Here is a 15185-nt window from a genome sequence, read left to right as displayed (position 1 = left end):
TATGAGTCGTGCAGGCCTTGTTGATCACTACATTAAAGAATCCGCCAAACCAGAATTTGAAATTGATCAGATCCGAAAGGAATTAGAGCCAAAAGGTGTTCCTGAAGAAGACATTCGAGCAATTGTTCGCTTGGTTGATAACGACATGCAGAAAAGAGAATTGAACAAATCTTCAAGGAATAAATCAAAAGAATACATCAGAATTGGTGCTGTTCTGACTTTTACAGGATTAAGTATTACCATAGGTACCTATACCGGAGCTATTGCGATGGGTAATTCTTTTATGCTTATGTACGGGCCAATCGTTGTTGGAATCTCTTTGATGATTGGTGGTTGGCTTGAGTCAAAAAAATAATGAAAAACCATTTTCAAGATTTCCTAATCATAGATATTGAAACCGTCTCAGGTAATGAGAATGTAGAAGAATTGGCCCCGGCTCTTTATAAACATTGGGAAAGAAAGGCTGGGTTTATGCGAAATGATGAACACAGAACGCCAGAAGAGCTATACAGTGATCGGGCTGCTATTTACGCAGAATTTGGAAAGATCATCGTAATAGGAATGGCCATTTTTCATGAAGATAAAGGTAAACCAGCGATGAGGGTCAAATCCATTTCTTCAAATAATGAAAAAGAATTATTAACCGAATTTAAAAATTTTATAGAATCAAAATTTGATCAGGACAACTTAAGACTTTGCGCACATAATGGAAAGGAGTTTGATTATCCTTACCTATGTCGACGCATGCTGATCAATGACATCAAAATTCCATGGTCATTAAATATGACCGGTAAAAAACCATGGGAAGTAAATCACATAGACACTATGGAGCTGTGGAAGTTCGGAGATTGGAAGAGCTTCACTTCTCTTGATTTACTAACCAACATCTTTGGGATACCATCTAGTAAAACAGAATTGGATGGCTCAATGGTGACAAAAACATATTATAAAGAAAAAGATGGGTTAAAGAAAGTTGAGGAATATTGCCAAAAAGATGTAATTGCAACGGCACAGCTCTACCTCCGCCTCAACAACCTACCTCTGATCGATCCAGATCAGATAAACATCATTAAATGACCGCACGGTCACACAAATTAAAATGAGTAAAAAGAAACGAAAAAAGAAATTAGGATCTAGATCAAAACAAGAGCCTAATCACGTAAAACAAATAAAAAGTAAACTTCACGAGGTATTCTCAGTAAATGACGGAAAGTCATATGGGTACCGAGAGTTAATTAGAAAACTACAACTAAGAGATAAAAAGTCTAAAGACTATCTAAAGACACAACTTTTCAGTCTAGAGAGTAAAGAAAAAATTAGAAGGCTAAGTGACGGTCGCTTCGTTACCAATGCTGAAAGTGAATATCTACAAGGGACTGTAGACCATGTCAATCCGAATTTTGCATACATAGTTACTCCTGACCAGGAGGAAGATATTTGGGTAAAAACAACAGATCTAAATTTTGCTATTCATGGAGATTTAGTAAATGTGATAATCACGAGGGCTGCCGGCCGAGGCTATAGAGCCGAAGGTAAAGTGATCAGCATACTTAAGAGAAATAGAGAAGAGTTTGTTGGACGTATTGAGATTTCACAAAAATTCTCATTTGTTGTGCCAGACAGTAGAAACATCCACTTCGATATCATGGTCTACCCGGAGAAAATTGGCAAAGCCAAGCCAAATGACAAGGTCATGATCAAGATTGACAAATGGCATGATGCCAAGAATAGAAGCCCGCTTGGAACAGTTACAGAAGTTCTTGGTCAGGCAGGTGAAAATGAAGCAGAGATTCACTCAATAATGGCTGAATTCGGATTGCCTTTTCGATTTCCCAAGAAAATTGAAAAAGCAGCGGATCAAATTCCAAATGAAATCACCGATGATGAAGTTCAAAAAAGGAGAGATTTTAGGGACATTACCACCTTCACGGTAGACCCTCATGATGCAAAGGATTTTGATGATGCTTTATCAATCAAAGAAATAGAAAAAGACAAGTTCGAAATCGGAATTCATATCGCGGACGTATCACATTATGTCGAGGAAGGAAGTGAATTAGATAAAGAGGCAATTGAACGTGCTACTTCCGTTTATCTGGTGGATCGGACGATACCGATGTTGCCTGAAAGGCTTTCGAATGGGTTGTGTTCATTACGGCCAAATGAGGAAAAACTTACATTCTCAGCTGTATTCGAAATCGATACCGCAGGGTCTGTTTCAAAAAAATGGTTTGGACGAACAGTAATTAATTCAGATCGACGATTTACATATGAGGAAGCTCAGGAACGTATTGAGGGTTTGGATAGCGATTTTACGAAGGAGGTTGTTACGCTAAACAACATTGCCAAGCAACTTAGAAAAAAGCGGTTCCAGCATGGAGCAGTAAATTTTGAAACAGTTGAAGTAAAGTTCAAGCTAGATGGAAATGGCAAGCCGCTCGAGGTGATTCCAAAAGAGCGAAAAGATGCGCATAAGATGATTGAGGAGTTCATGTTATTGGCCAATAGGGAGGTAGCTACTCACATCTTTAAGTGGAAAGAAAAAGGTAAGGAAGAAGGAAGTAAAACATTCGTTTACAGAGTACATGATGACCCTGATCCGGAAAAGCTTAGCACCTTCGCATCATTTGCAGCTCGGTTTGGTCACAAGGTCGATACAGGCAGCAACATTTCTCATGGACTGAATAAGTTGATGGAAAATATTGAAGGAAAACCAGAACAAAATGTGTTGGAATCTTTGGCGATACGTTCGATGGCTAAAGCTAAGTACACAACGGATCCAAGAAGGCATTTCGGATTGGCATTTGACCACTACACACACTTTACCTCACCAATCAGAAGATACCCGGATGTGATGGTTCATCGTCTTTTAGAACATTACTTGCAAGGAGGAAAGAATGTAGGAAATGAGGAACAAGAACCTCTCTGTATGCACTCGTCCGAAAGGGAAAAACGTGCGGCTGATGCTGAACGCGCATCCATTAAATACAAACAGGTAGAGTTCATGGAAACGATGCTTGGGCAAGAGTTTGATGGTATTGTTTCTGGGGTAACAGAATGGGGCATATTCGTTGAGATAATAGAAACCAAATGTGAAGGCATGATTCGAATGACAGATCTTGATGACGATTTCTATGAGTTTGATGAGAAGCAAATGCGCGTAATTGGGAGAAACAACAAACGAATCATAACTTTAGGAGACAAGTTGAAGGTTTTAGTTGCCAGAACTGATATCGACCGTAGAACAATTGATTTAGAATTAGTAAACGATGACTCTCAATAAAAAAGCCCTTGATATGCTGGAGTACAATGGGTACTCCTTCAAATCTGAAAACAACCTATTTGTATTTAGACATTCAGGGTTTGATGGAATTGGACTTGGGATTATCATCGCATTAACAGTTGCATTAATCGTATTGCTTATTATGACTTTGCCACTCTATGGCATCGGAGCATTACTATTAGCGATTTTGATCTTCGGACCTATTGTAAAAAGAAATAAGGGACGTTCTAAATTAGAAATTGATGCAAATAAAGAAGTGCTGAGAATAAATGAAGTGGATCAGAAAATTGAGAAGAACTTCAATGAAATAGCAAGTGTTTACACACACTCGAAATTTGTTGATGAATATTCCAGTGCTTTTAAAAGTACAAGCAAAGAATATCGCGTAACAATAGGGCTTGAGATCGATAACCGTAAATTCCCTTTATTCAAACTCATTGCTGACCATGAAAAACCGTCCAAAGAGGCAGCGGCGGTACATGATTTCTTGGAGAGGGTTATTGGAGCAAGATGATACTGTCCCAAAATCTCATTCTTGCCAAGTAAGCGACAACAAGCTTCTTTTTTATCGAAAAAGGATCGATAACTTATACTTTCATTTATTAAAAGATTAAGATTGAATACCCTAATCAAGCAACTTAATCATGAAATCACCCAATCTAAGTAAAGAAGCTAAGAGCTTTCTAGAAGAAAACGGTTATTCGTTTCGATTTAAGGACAATCAAATTCAATTTAAAAGACGCATCGGTTATATGGGGTCTATAGTGATCCTTTTTGTCACCGTATTTCTATCCATCCCTGTATTCTCTGCTGGGGTAATCTATGGTGCAGTATTAGTTGGTGGGGTAATAGGTGCAATACTCATTCGCAGAATATATTTCACTAAAAAGTCAAGGTTGATTATCGATCTAGAGTCGAACACTTTTACAGCTATTATAGATACATACTATCAAGAAGATCAATCTTTAAAAATGATTTCTACCATTACAATGGAGTCAAAATTTGTGGATGAGTATACAACCGCTGCAAGGAATTCTGTTGAAGAGCATCTTATATCAATTAAAGTGCAGCTCATCACAAAAGAAATATTGACACTTTTTCAACTAAAATCTGATCAATCAGAACCAACACCTGAAGTCAACGAACTATATGGGTTGCTTGAGGGAGCAATCAAAAATGCCAAACAAGAACAATCGAATTAAAGACCATAAAAATCACCGCCTTTGTCCAATAGCAAGTATTTAAGAAATGAACAATGGTTCTATTTGTTCCTTATGTTCGCCGCCTATATTTCTACCTTAACTTTTGGCGTATACTACTTCCGCTTAGGTATTCCAGAATTATACTATCCAACATTTTTAGCTTTCTTACTCTTTGTAATCTTTAGTGCACTCTCTTTTTTCTCGGTCTTAAGTTTAGTTACGCTATTTCGACTTTCCGTAATTACCACACTCCTTGCATTTTACAATCAAATATTCTTTACTGGAGGTGTTCTTTCTGCAGGAATATTGGAATTTATCATTCCAACATTACTTGCATTTTTCTATAGACCGGTAAGGGACAGATACATTTTTATGTCAATTTCAGGGCTTGCACTCATCAGTATATTTATACTCTCAGGACTAGGTTATACAAGAAACGAACTGCCAGCAGAATCTGAATTAACCCATGGTATTATCTGTGCCACATTTATTTTCACAATAATTTCAATTTTTACATTCCTTTTTAGAAATGCTTTGATTGTAAAAAACAAGAAAATAGGAGACTCTATGAAAGAGCTCCAGGAAACAACACATAAACTTATCCAATCTGAAAAAATGGCATCATTGGGAATGCTATCAGCAGGTGTTGCTCATGAAATAAACAACCCGTTAAATTTTATAAAGGGAGGTATAGAAGTATTGGAAGAGGGGCTAAACGAAGAAAAATCACTAAAGTTTGAAGCAGAACCGTGTATCCATGTTATCAAAGAAGGCCTCTCTCGAGCCACAGTAATTGTTAATAGCCTAAATCACTTTAGCCGACGAACAGATTCCATGAATGAGACATGTGACTTAAACGAAATTTTGAACAATAGTTTAGTCATGCTCCAACCTAAGCTTAAATACAAGGGCAAAGTCATAAAGGAATTGTCAGAGGAAAAATTAACCTTAAAAGGCAATGAAGGTAAGCTTCATCAAGCATTTTTGAATATCCTTTCAAATGCAGAACAGGCAATCGAGCGGAATGGTACAGTTACTGTTAAAACAAAGGGGCTAAAGACTAAAACAGTTGTAGAAATTGCCGACAATGGAGAAGGAATTAGTAAGGAAAATCTTAAAAAGATTAGTGATCCTTTCTTCACAACAAAACCTGTAGGAAAGGGTACAGGATTAGGACTTTCAATTACCTATAAAATTATCGAAGAACACAACGGGAAGATTCGTGTTACTTCTAAACAAGGAAAGGGTACTAAATTTGTAATCTCATTCAATAAGAAATGAAGAATACAATTCTATTCGTAGATGATGAATTAATAAACCTTTTTGTACTTGAGAAAAGGTTTGAAAGTGAGTATAATGTGCTAACCGCTGAATCTGGTGAAGATGCAATTCAATTAGTGGAGGATAACAGAAACACGCTCAACGCTATTATTAGTGACCTGCGGATGCCTGGAATGGATGGATTAGAATTAATTGATAGAGTAAAGCCAAGTATTTTAGATATTCCTTGTTTCCTCCTCACGGGTTACGATTTTACTGATCAAATTAACGACGCATTAAAGTCAAGTAAAATTCAACACTTGTTCAAAAAGCCATTCGATTACAACGAAATAGATTCTAAGCTTAGAGAAGTGCTTTAGTTGTGGGCTGGTTTTAGCAAATCGACTACCGTCTTTACTGGATTAAATGTATTAGAAGGAACCTCCACAAAAATTGTATTCCAATTAGCCATACTTCCGTTCCAAAGACCGGGCAACTCCATAGCTAAAAGCTTTTCACCACCGTAAGATTTTTCTGAGATAAAACCCGCTTCTTCATCTTGGAATTGCATTAAGTCAAATTTTTCACCCTTATAATTCTTAATTCCGCAAACAATATCAACTGGATTGAAATGCGTGCCTCCTCTGAATATCTCTAATTGTTGTTGATTTGAGGTATCAACCTGTGCCGACTCTACAATTTGTAAGGAGTCGATCCCATTGGAATTAACCCAGAATGGACCTCCTCCAGGTTCTCCTTCATTTTTAACCATTCCGCAAACCCGAATGGGTCTATTGAGTAGACTTAAAATGTTATTCCTATCGAATTCACCACGAACACCCATTTCCAAAAGCAGTTCCGTAGCGTTTGCTTCATTAAAATCACCTTTATCATTGGCCGTCAAAATTTCAAAGGCTCGTCTTTGATAATCGATTAAAACGCCAGCTAATGCTTTTTTATATTGAATCTCGTCTGTGCGATTCTTTTCTGAAACAACATTATCAATGTTCTTGATAAATACGATATCCTCTGAAAGCATATTTAGATTTTGAAGCAGCGCACCATGACCGGCAGGCCTAAATAATAACTGACCGTCCATTATTCTAAATGGATCAAAAGTAGTTGTAGAAGCAATGGTGTCTGTGCTTTGACTCTGCTCACTAAACTGAATACTTATATTCAAATCAGATTCTTTTTCAACTTCTTTTCTTAAATGATTTTCAAAGGCATTTCTATGGTCGGGAGATACAGTAAAGTGAATATTTAAACTGCCATTCTTGGATGCATAAGCTTTCCCCTCAGATAAATGTTCTTGCGCTGGTGTTCTTACAAAATCCTCATAATTATGGAAGCTTAATAGACCCTTTGGCATTTTCCCATAATTCAATCCTTCAGACTTCAGGAGTGTTTCGACAATAGCTTGGTAGTCATCAATTTCAATAAGGTCTTTCAAGGTCTTTCCTAATACTTCTTCCACTTTTATCGATAGCTCATCAAAAAATGCAAAGTCCTTAATACGACTACAAAACAGCGCAACTATTGGGTCAGATGTTTTTTGACTACCGTCTTCCGTAAAGGCAAATAAGTTCTTAAACATACGGGATGCTGCACCAGAAGCAGGAACAAATTTTACAATGTCCAATGAGCTTTGTTCGTATAATTCTATGTATGAAGTGAGTTTCTCAGGGTTAAGCTTTACAATTCCACTGTCAATTGTCGCAGGGGCTGTAATGTTGAGAGGAGAAAATCCTGATTTAAATCTAGAAAGTTGGTTTAGTACTACTCTCGCTTCTATACCTTTTGCCCGTATTTGGTTCAAGTCCTTTTCAGAAAACAAATCATTCGTGTTCATAGTTGCAAATGTAAATCCAGCTATTAAGTTGTTCTTTTTAATCCGAAAACAAATTAATTTGGTATTAATTAACTATCACCAATCGTTATGAGCATTGACATTTTCAAAATTGCACCCACATTCTACGGAATCACCATGGTTCCGGAATCATCATGGAGAGAATATGGTTATGCCCTTCTTACTATTGCTGGATCAGACGGTGAAGTATCTGAACCCGAGTTAGAATGGTTAACCGTAGACTGTGCTAAGTCAGTTGGAGTAGATGAAGATATCATTGCCGACTGGGAAGAATACGATTTCGAGGAAGGTGAGCTAGAAGAAATTTTTCACGGCTTCAATAGCAAGTCATTTGCAAACTTCAATAAGCTTTTAATCTATGATGCTATTCGAATGAGTAGCGCTGATGGTGATTACGCAAGCGATGAAAGAGATCAAGTAAATCACGCCGCACAAATTTTAAAGGTACCTATGGAAACAGTTTTGGCGATCGAAGCACTTGTAGACGTGGAACTCGCTGCGAACAAGTTGAGACTAACACTTCTCTAACCGTATATCTCATTTAGAACATGGGCTAGACGGATTCCGGCCTGCAATAAACGTTGATTTACCAAGTCGATATTGTCAAAATTATATCGATAGTTTATCTTCTTGTCTTCAGGAATAGTTTCATAACATCGGTTTCGTAATTCAGCAGATTCGTAAGCCCATTCAAGTACATTAGAAGAAGACCATTCATTTATTTGTTGATCCGTTGGATGGTTTATCCAGTTCACATATTCTGTGTAGCTATATTGCTGGCCATCGATTATTCCACTATCCCAGACTCTATGGAGGTTTGAACTATTCCAGAAGTAATCAAGCTTTATGTCGTTACCTCCCCTATCGTTACCATTTCCAACATGAAGTGGTTGATGGATATCACCGATTAGGTGTACAAGGCACTTAAGTGCAAAAGCTTCATCTTCATCTGTAAAATTCTTAATTTCCAACTCCTTCATTAGTCGCTGAATTGTTACGATCACATCACCTTCTTCTGGTGTTCCTGCCTCTTCGTATGTTTGACCATCTGGTATTGTAGCATAATGCCAAGGCGACATGTGACGATAAGTCGCATCAGATTTTATGAAGTCCATGTAATTGCTTACTTCGGCTAACGTCTCCCTTCCCAATACTTTTTCAATGTTCCTTTTGGCCTTTTTAGTAAGATGATACTCTGCAATTAAGCCAACAATTCTATGACCTGTTGCTCCCCAACCGAATGATTGAACAGCAAATGCCATTAATACAATTAGTAGTGAAAATTTCTTCATGTCTTAAAGTTAAGACCTGATCGAAAATGAAATGTTATAGATTGATCAAGAAAATGATCATAAAAAGAGAAGGCGTGCCCGGAATACGGTACACGCCTAATCACCAACCTAACCTAAAAGAAAGTCTTCAAATAAACGTCTCGGGTTTATTTTATTGTAATGTCTTTGATCTTTATACCGTTGATTTGCCCGATATGTTGCAATTATATCTTGAAATAGTTCATTTTTTAGATGAATGAACCATAATACTCTATGAACTCAAAAAATATGTTGTTTTGATTCTCCGACATTTTTTTGAACCGAGAGTGAGTATTAAGAGTTTACTTTTGTCAACTCAAAAATTGAAGGTGGTTTGAACACAAAAGATCTATTAGAGAAGTACGCGGAGAGTACGAATGTTAAAGCAATCGTCGATAGCATTCAAAATAAAAAGCAACTCAGGCTGAAAGGAATTTCTGGTAGCTATGATGCATTAATCTTAGCAGCTGTTTCGAAAAAAGTCCAAGGGGTTCAAGTGGTGGTCTTACATGATTTCGAAGAAGCCTCATATTTCCAAACAGATCTTTCAAACTTTATAGAAGGAGACTTTGTGGTATTTCCTTCATCATATAAAAAACCCTATCACTTTGAAGAAATTGAAAATTCGAATATTCTTCAAAGAGCTGAAGTATTAAATAATTTAAATGATCGAGAGAGCCTTGTTGTAATTACCTATCCAGAGGCGTTATCAGAGAAGGTAATAAATAAACGTTCTCTTGTCTCCAATACATTTACTGCCAAAACCGGAGAGCAACTTGATGTAGAGTTTTTAGCTGATCTTCTTTTGACTTATGATTTTGAAAAATCAGACTTTGTTTACGAGCCTGGGCAATTTTCAGTAAGAGGAGGTATTATAGATGTATTTTCATATTCTCATGAATTACCATATCGGCTCGAACTTTTCGGAGATGAAATTGAGTCAATTAGAGAGTTCGATCCCGAAAGTCAGCTATCAACAAGAGACTTAGAAAGTATTTCACTAATACCAAATGTTCAAACAAAGTTGGTCAGCGAAGAGCGTCAATCATTCTTAGATTACATTCCAGATGACACTACTATTTGGATTAAAGATTATCAGCAATCTCTAGATATTATTGATAAGTCATTCCACAAAGTGGAAGAGCAATTTCAAACCATAAAAGAGATGAGTGGTGATTCCAAGCTCATCACATCTCCAGATCAATTGTTTGAGACACAAGAGTCTTTTTCAAAATCACTTGATTCATTTACAAAAGTTGAGTTTGGCAAGAGGTTTTATATCCAGCCAGATGATGAGCTTTCCCTAGCCACACGTCCACAACCATCATTTCATAAAAACTTCACACTTCTTGCCGACAATCTGAGAGAGTTGCAGCAAAGTGATTATAAAAAGTTCATAGCTGCAGAATCATTCAAACAAATAGAACGCCTAGAAACAATTTTTGAAGAAATTGATTCCGAAATAACATTTGAGGGAATTACAGCTTCGCTACGAGAAGGTTTTATTGATGATCATGAAGAACTCTGCGTTTATACTGATCATCAAATTTTTGATCGGTTTCACAGATACAAGGGCAAAGAGAAGTTTACAAAAACGAAGGCTTTAACCTTAAAAGAACTTAAAACTCTCCAGCCAGGAGATTTTGTTACACATATAGATCATGGCGTAGGAAGATTTGCTGGTCTTGATACGGTTGATGTTGGCTCAAATAAACAAGAAGCAATTCGGCTTGTATATCGAGATGACGATTTGCTTTACGTAAGTCTTCATTCTCTCCATAAAATTTCTAAGTATTCGGGCAAAGAAGGTGAACCTCCTTCCATCAATAAGCTTGGATCTCCAGATTGGGAGACCAAGAAGAAAAAGATTAAACGCAAAGTCAAAGACATAGCGAAAGACCTAATAGAACTATATGCTAAAAGAAAAACAGCCAAAGGCTATTCATTTCCAGCTGATGATTATTTGCAGGCAGAGTTAGAATCTTCTTTTATGTATCAAGATACGCCAGATCAGTCAATAGCAACATCTGATGTCAAAGCTGATATGGAACTGGATCACCCAATGGATAGATTAGTGTGCGGTGATGTAGGTTTTGGCAAGACAGAAATTGCAATACGATCAGCATTCAAAGCTGTAAACAGTGGCAAGCAAGTAGCAGTGCTGGTTCCAACAACGATATTGGCCATGCAACACCACAGAACTTTTGCGTCTAGGCTTGAAAACATGCCTGTAAGTATTGACTATATCAACAGGTTTAAGACTTCAAAACAAATAACTGAGATAAAGAAGAAGGTCAAAGAGGGTAAAATCGACATTCTTATTGGAACTCACCGAATTGTAAATAAAGACATTGAGTTCAAGGATCTTGGCTTAATGATTATCGATGAAGAACAAAAGTTTGGAGTAAAAGTAAAGGAGCGACTAAAAGACATGCGAGTAAATGTGGATGCCCTAACATTGACAGCTACGCCTATTCCAAGAACTTTACATTTCTCATTAATGGGAGCTCGCGATTTATCCATTATTTCTACACCTCCACCAAATCGTAGGCCAGTAACAACCGAACTTCACGAGTTTAATGAAGAAGTAATTAGGGATGCTGTTAGCCATGAATTAAGGAGAGGTGGTCAAGTATTTATGGTTCACAATCGTGTGAGCGATATAGAGCAAGTAGGAAATATGATTTTTAAGTTGGTCCCAGATTCAAGAATTGGAATCGCCCATGGCCAAATGGAAGGGCCACAACTAGAGAAAGTGATGCTCAAGTTCATAGAAGGGGATTATGATGTCCTTGTCTCTACGAACATTATTGAAAGTGGACTTGATATCCCAAATGCTAATACAATAATTATCAACAATGCTCACATGTTTGGCCTTTCAGATTTACATCAAATGAGGGGGCGAGTTGGTCGATCCAATACTAAAGCATATTGTTTCATGCTCACTCCTCCAACTTCAGCGCTAACAAGTGATGCAAGAAAGAGGCTAAGCACACTTGAAGAATTCTCCGATTTAGGCGATGGGTTTAAAGTGGCAATGCGTGATTTAGATATACGCGGAGCAGGTAATTTGCTTGGAGCAGAGCAAAGTGGTTTTATCAATGATATTGGTTTTGATATGTACCACAAAATATTGGATGAAGCTGTTCAAGAGTTGAAAGAAGGCGAGTATAAACAACTATTCGAGGCTGATCTTCTAAAAAACAAAGAAGTGATGGATGGATTGATTGAAGATTGCAATATTGAAACTGATTTTGAAGCTTTAATACCGGAAACCTATGTAAGCAACATTTCTGAGCGACTCGGATTATACACCAAGTTAGATGATTTGAAAACGGAAGATGAGCTGTCCGACTTTATTAAAATGATGAAAGACAGATTTGGACCATTACCAAGCGGTGTTCATAACTTGACTGAAACAGTACGCTTAAGATGGAAAGCTATGCAAATCGGATTTGAGAAAGTCACAATCAAAGGAAATAAAATGAGGTGCTACGTTTCTGACAAAAAACCTCAAGAATATTTTCAATCAGAAAGATTTGGCAACGTGCTGAATTTTATAAAATCTAATCCTCATGACAGCAAAATGAAGGAGGTTAAAAACAAATTGTTGATAAGTGTAGAAAATGTAGGTTCTATAGAAAATGCCGGACAGGTGATTAATGCGATGCATGCTCCGGCACTAACAGTATGAAATATTTAATAAATAATACAATAAAAGTGCGCTATCTGGCATTAGATCAATAGGTTTAATCTAAAATCCATTGCTAGACGATGGGTTTTTTGAAATATTTGTGTTTATTAGTACGTTGAAACGTTTCAAGACAAATTCAAACGGTGTTATGAAAAATTATGTGAGAGCAGCTAGAAAGACTGGTTACGCCGGTTTAGCTGTAGTTTTTTTAAGTGCATGTAACTTCATTGGAGGTAACAGTGGTGCACCTTCCGCAGAAAATCCAGGATTCGCTAGTTCTGCTACAGGACTGGAATTCAACGAAGAAGGCGGTTTTCAAGTAAACGAATTTAGAGGGCAACCTGACGGTCCGAACCTTATCTTTATTGAGGGTGGTAGAACTGTGTTAGGTTCTTTCGAAGAAGATGTTGTCTATTCCCATGACAATTTAGAGCGAGCGGTTACAGTTGCTTCATTCTATATGGATGAAACTGAAGTAGCAAATATCCACTGGCTAGAATACGAATACTACATTAAGCAAGATTCAGATGAATTTTACTGGAAGAACAACCTTCCGGATACTACAGTTTGGGCAAAAGATCTTGCATATAATGATCCGTATGTAAATAGTTACTACAGATATCCTGGATTCAGATATTTCCCTGTTGTAGGTGTAAACTGGAGACAAGCTGTTAACTATTGTAAATGGAGAACGACTGTTGTAAACCTTAAGCTTGCTGAAGATGCTGGCTACCTAGATCCAGTAGCTTCTGGCGATGATGCTTTTGCAGGCGCTGAAGGTGGTGACCTTGCTGCATCTGCAGGTACTGTACCTGGACTTAGCTCAGGAGTTGTACTTCCTGGTTATAGATTGCCAACTGAAGCTGAGTGGGAGTATGCTGCTCAAGCACTTATCGGAACTCAATACTATGATGAAAACCAGACACATAGAAGACTTTATCCTTGGGATGGCCACGCGCTTAGAAATCCTTACGGAAAGAGCACTGGTTACTTCTTGGCAAACTTTAAGAGAGGTAATGGTGACTATGCGGGTATTGCAGGTAAATTAAATGATGGTGCTATGATCACAACCTACATTTACGACTATCCTCCAAATGACTTTGGCCTTTACAACATGGCTGGTAATGTTAATGAGTGGGTACAAGATGTGTATCGTCCTCTTTCTTTCCAAGACATGGATGATCTAAACCCTGCTCGAAGAGATGCAGTAAACGATGAAGAAACTGGATATGACGCTGATTATTCTTTTATTGGAAAAGAAGGTGCATATAGCGAAGAAGAGTGGGTTAAAACTTCTGGTCTTCAGAAGTCTTACAATGCAGATAATCCACCAATGAAAAGATTAAGAGTATATAAAGGAGGATCTTGGGCTGATGTAGCTTACTGGATGTCTCCAGGAACAAGAAGATTTTTGTTTGAAGATTCTGCAACATCTACTGTTGGATTTAGATGTGCAATGATTAGAGCAGGATCTAATTTTTAAAATATCTCACATTTTTTTTGAAGGCTACTTGTAATGAGTAGCCTTTTTTATTTGCCCCTCGCGATAGATGCAATATGTATTTCTCTAACGTTGCATTGTATGAGCCTTTGACACAGCATCCCTACTGTTGCTCCGGTTGTGATAACATCATCCACAACAAGAACACTTAAATTTGATAAGTCTTCGTCAGGTTTTGAATAGACATTTGATACATTCAACCACCTCTCTGTCTTAGATTTAGCAGTTTGGGTTTGAGTTGCAACAATTCTTTTGACCAAATCGGTTCTAATTGGGATTTTTAGCTCTTCTGAAATTCCTTTTGCCATCAATTCACTCTGATTATAAGTACGCTTTCTGATTTTTGACTTATGCAGAGGAACAGGAATAATCATATCAAAACAAAAGTGCTTGAATGACTTAGAAAACCAAATTCCAAGTTGTTCTGCTAGCTCTTTTTTGCCATTGTACTTGACTTCATGTAAAAGTTTTTGAGTAATTCCTTTTCTTTGAAAATAGAGGTAAGATGTAGCTGACTTAACTCTAGGCTCAAATGAGAACTTTTGATAAAGTTTGTTGTTTGGGTTTTGATGATCGTTAGTAAGTGGTAAATCAAGTTTACAACTCAAGCATAGATGTTTTTCTTTTGAGCTTAGCGTACAGCTACAACACAAACAAGTTCTAGGAAAAATCAGTGAGAAAAAGTCATTAATCACAGTTCGAGTTAATAATGGTATTCAAAAAAGATCTTGAGTTGCAAAAAGCATGGGTGGAGATACTTTATAAAATTAAAGAGGTTACAGGAAAACGACCTGCTGATTTAAATGCTGTTTTATTTTTAATTGGTGTACAAGAGCTAGGTACAGGAGCAAAAAGCTTTTCTAAAGAAGAAAAACAGGATATTCTCCACATTGCTATTTGCAAAGTGCTCTCTTTGGCTGGCTATTATGAATTGGAAGGTCATGATAGCGATGGTTGGCCACATTGGAAACTCGTAAAAAAATTGCCAAGATTTGACCTTCTTGAACAAGAAAAATTGTTAAAAATTCAGATTTTACAATATTTCAATGAAGAAATTGGGTGGTAACA

The 15185-nt window shown here is 37.2% G+C and carries 14 protein-coding genes; 11 read left to right on the top strand and 3 right to left on the bottom strand.

The window, feature by feature from the left end; translation table 11 throughout:
* The first annotated feature begins 1 nt into the window (after position 1).
* The 7 genes from ACY650_RS08945 to ACY650_RS08915 all read left to right on the top strand — a co-directional run bounded on the left by ACY650_RS08945 (position 2) and on the right by ACY650_RS08915 (position 6122).
* Positions 2-355 (top strand): hypothetical protein, encoded by a 354-nt coding sequence (locus tag ACY650_RS08945; RefSeq protein WP_462253886.1) that lies wholly within the window; start codon positions 2-4, stop codon positions 353-355.
* Positions 355-1077, top strand: a complete 723-nt coding sequence (locus ACY650_RS08940) for a 3'-5' exonuclease (RefSeq protein WP_462253884.1) — start codon at positions 355-357, stop codon at positions 1075-1077. Before ACY650_RS08945 ends, ACY650_RS08940 begins: the two co-directional genes overlap by 1 nt.
* Before the next feature lie 22 nt (positions 1078-1099).
* Positions 1100-3280 carry a ribonuclease R gene (gene rnr / locus ACY650_RS08935; protein WP_462253882.1) on the top strand — a complete coding sequence of 727 codons (2181 nt, stop codon included), beginning with the start codon at positions 1100-1102 and terminating at the stop codon, positions 3278-3280.
* Positions 3267-3794: a hypothetical protein gene (locus ACY650_RS08930; RefSeq protein WP_462253880.1), complete on the top strand. Its 528-nt coding sequence runs from the start codon at positions 3267-3269 to the stop codon at positions 3792-3794. The genes rnr and ACY650_RS08930 overlap by 14 nt, the downstream gene beginning before the upstream one ends.
* A 130-nt stretch (positions 3795-3924) precedes the next feature.
* On the top strand, positions 3925-4482 hold the full coding sequence (locus ACY650_RS08925) for a hypothetical protein (RefSeq protein WP_462253878.1): 558 nt from the start codon (positions 3925-3927) through the stop codon (positions 4480-4482).
* Positions 4483-4554: 72 nt separating this feature from the next.
* Complete coding sequence (locus ACY650_RS08920) at positions 4555-5763, top strand: sensor histidine kinase (RefSeq protein ID WP_462253876.1); 1209 nt, start codon at positions 4555-4557, stop codon at positions 5761-5763.
* A complete protein-coding gene (locus ACY650_RS08915; protein WP_462253874.1) occupies positions 5760-6122 on the top strand; it encodes a response regulator in 363 nt (120 codons plus the stop codon). Before ACY650_RS08920 ends, ACY650_RS08915 begins: the two co-directional genes overlap by 4 nt.
* Here ACY650_RS08915 and ACY650_RS08910 read toward each other — a convergent pair.
* Positions 6119-7594: a DUF4301 family protein gene (locus ACY650_RS08910; protein ID WP_462253872.1), complete on the bottom strand. Its 1476-nt coding sequence runs from the start codon at positions 7592-7594 to the stop codon at positions 6119-6121. The two genes, ACY650_RS08915 and ACY650_RS08910, sit on opposite strands and share 4 nt — an antisense overlap.
* A gap of 87 nt (positions 7595-7681) precedes the next feature.
* Here ACY650_RS08910 and ACY650_RS08905 point away from each other — a divergent pair, with 87 nt between their 5' ends.
* Positions 7682-8140: a tellurite resistance TerB family protein gene (locus ACY650_RS08905; RefSeq protein WP_462253870.1), complete on the top strand. Its 459-nt coding sequence runs from the start codon at positions 7682-7684 to the stop codon at positions 8138-8140.
* Here ACY650_RS08905 and ACY650_RS08900 read toward each other — a convergent pair.
* Entirely contained in the window at positions 8137-8904 is a 768-nt protein-coding gene (locus ACY650_RS08900) for a S1/P1 nuclease (RefSeq protein WP_462253868.1), read from the bottom strand. The genes ACY650_RS08905 and ACY650_RS08900 overlap by 4 nt on opposite strands.
* Positions 8905-9256: 352 nt before the next feature.
* Here ACY650_RS08900 and mfd point away from each other — a divergent pair, with 352 nt between their 5' ends.
* Complete coding sequence (gene mfd / locus ACY650_RS08895) at positions 9257-12616, top strand: transcription-repair coupling factor (protein ID WP_462253866.1); 3360 nt, start codon at positions 9257-9259, stop codon at positions 12614-12616.
* A gap of 148 nt (positions 12617-12764) precedes the next feature.
* On the top strand, positions 12765-14099 hold the full coding sequence (gene gldJ, locus ACY650_RS08890; protein WP_462253864.1) for a gliding motility lipoprotein GldJ: 1335 nt from the start codon (positions 12765-12767) through the stop codon (positions 14097-14099).
* A gap of 47 nt (positions 14100-14146) precedes the next feature.
* On the opposite strand, the gene ACY650_RS08885 is transcribed toward gldJ, so the two are convergent.
* On the bottom strand, positions 14147-14725 hold the full coding sequence (locus ACY650_RS08885; RefSeq protein ID WP_462253862.1) for a ComF family protein: 579 nt from the start codon (positions 14723-14725) through the stop codon (positions 14147-14149).
* A gap of 101 nt (positions 14726-14826) precedes the next feature.
* On the opposite strand from ACY650_RS08885, the gene ACY650_RS08880 reads away from it, so the two are divergent.
* Entirely contained in the window at positions 14827-15183 is a 357-nt protein-coding gene (locus tag ACY650_RS08880; protein ID WP_462253860.1) for a hypothetical protein, read from the top strand.
* Positions 15184-15185 lie beyond the last annotated feature (2 nt).

Origin of the sequence: Ekhidna sp., assembly GCF_963691765.1 — a bacterium.
Classification (GTDB): Bacteria; Bacteroidota; Bacteroidia; order Cytophagales; family Cyclobacteriaceae; genus Ekhidna.
This window is presented reverse-complemented; position numbering and strand designations above follow the sequence as displayed.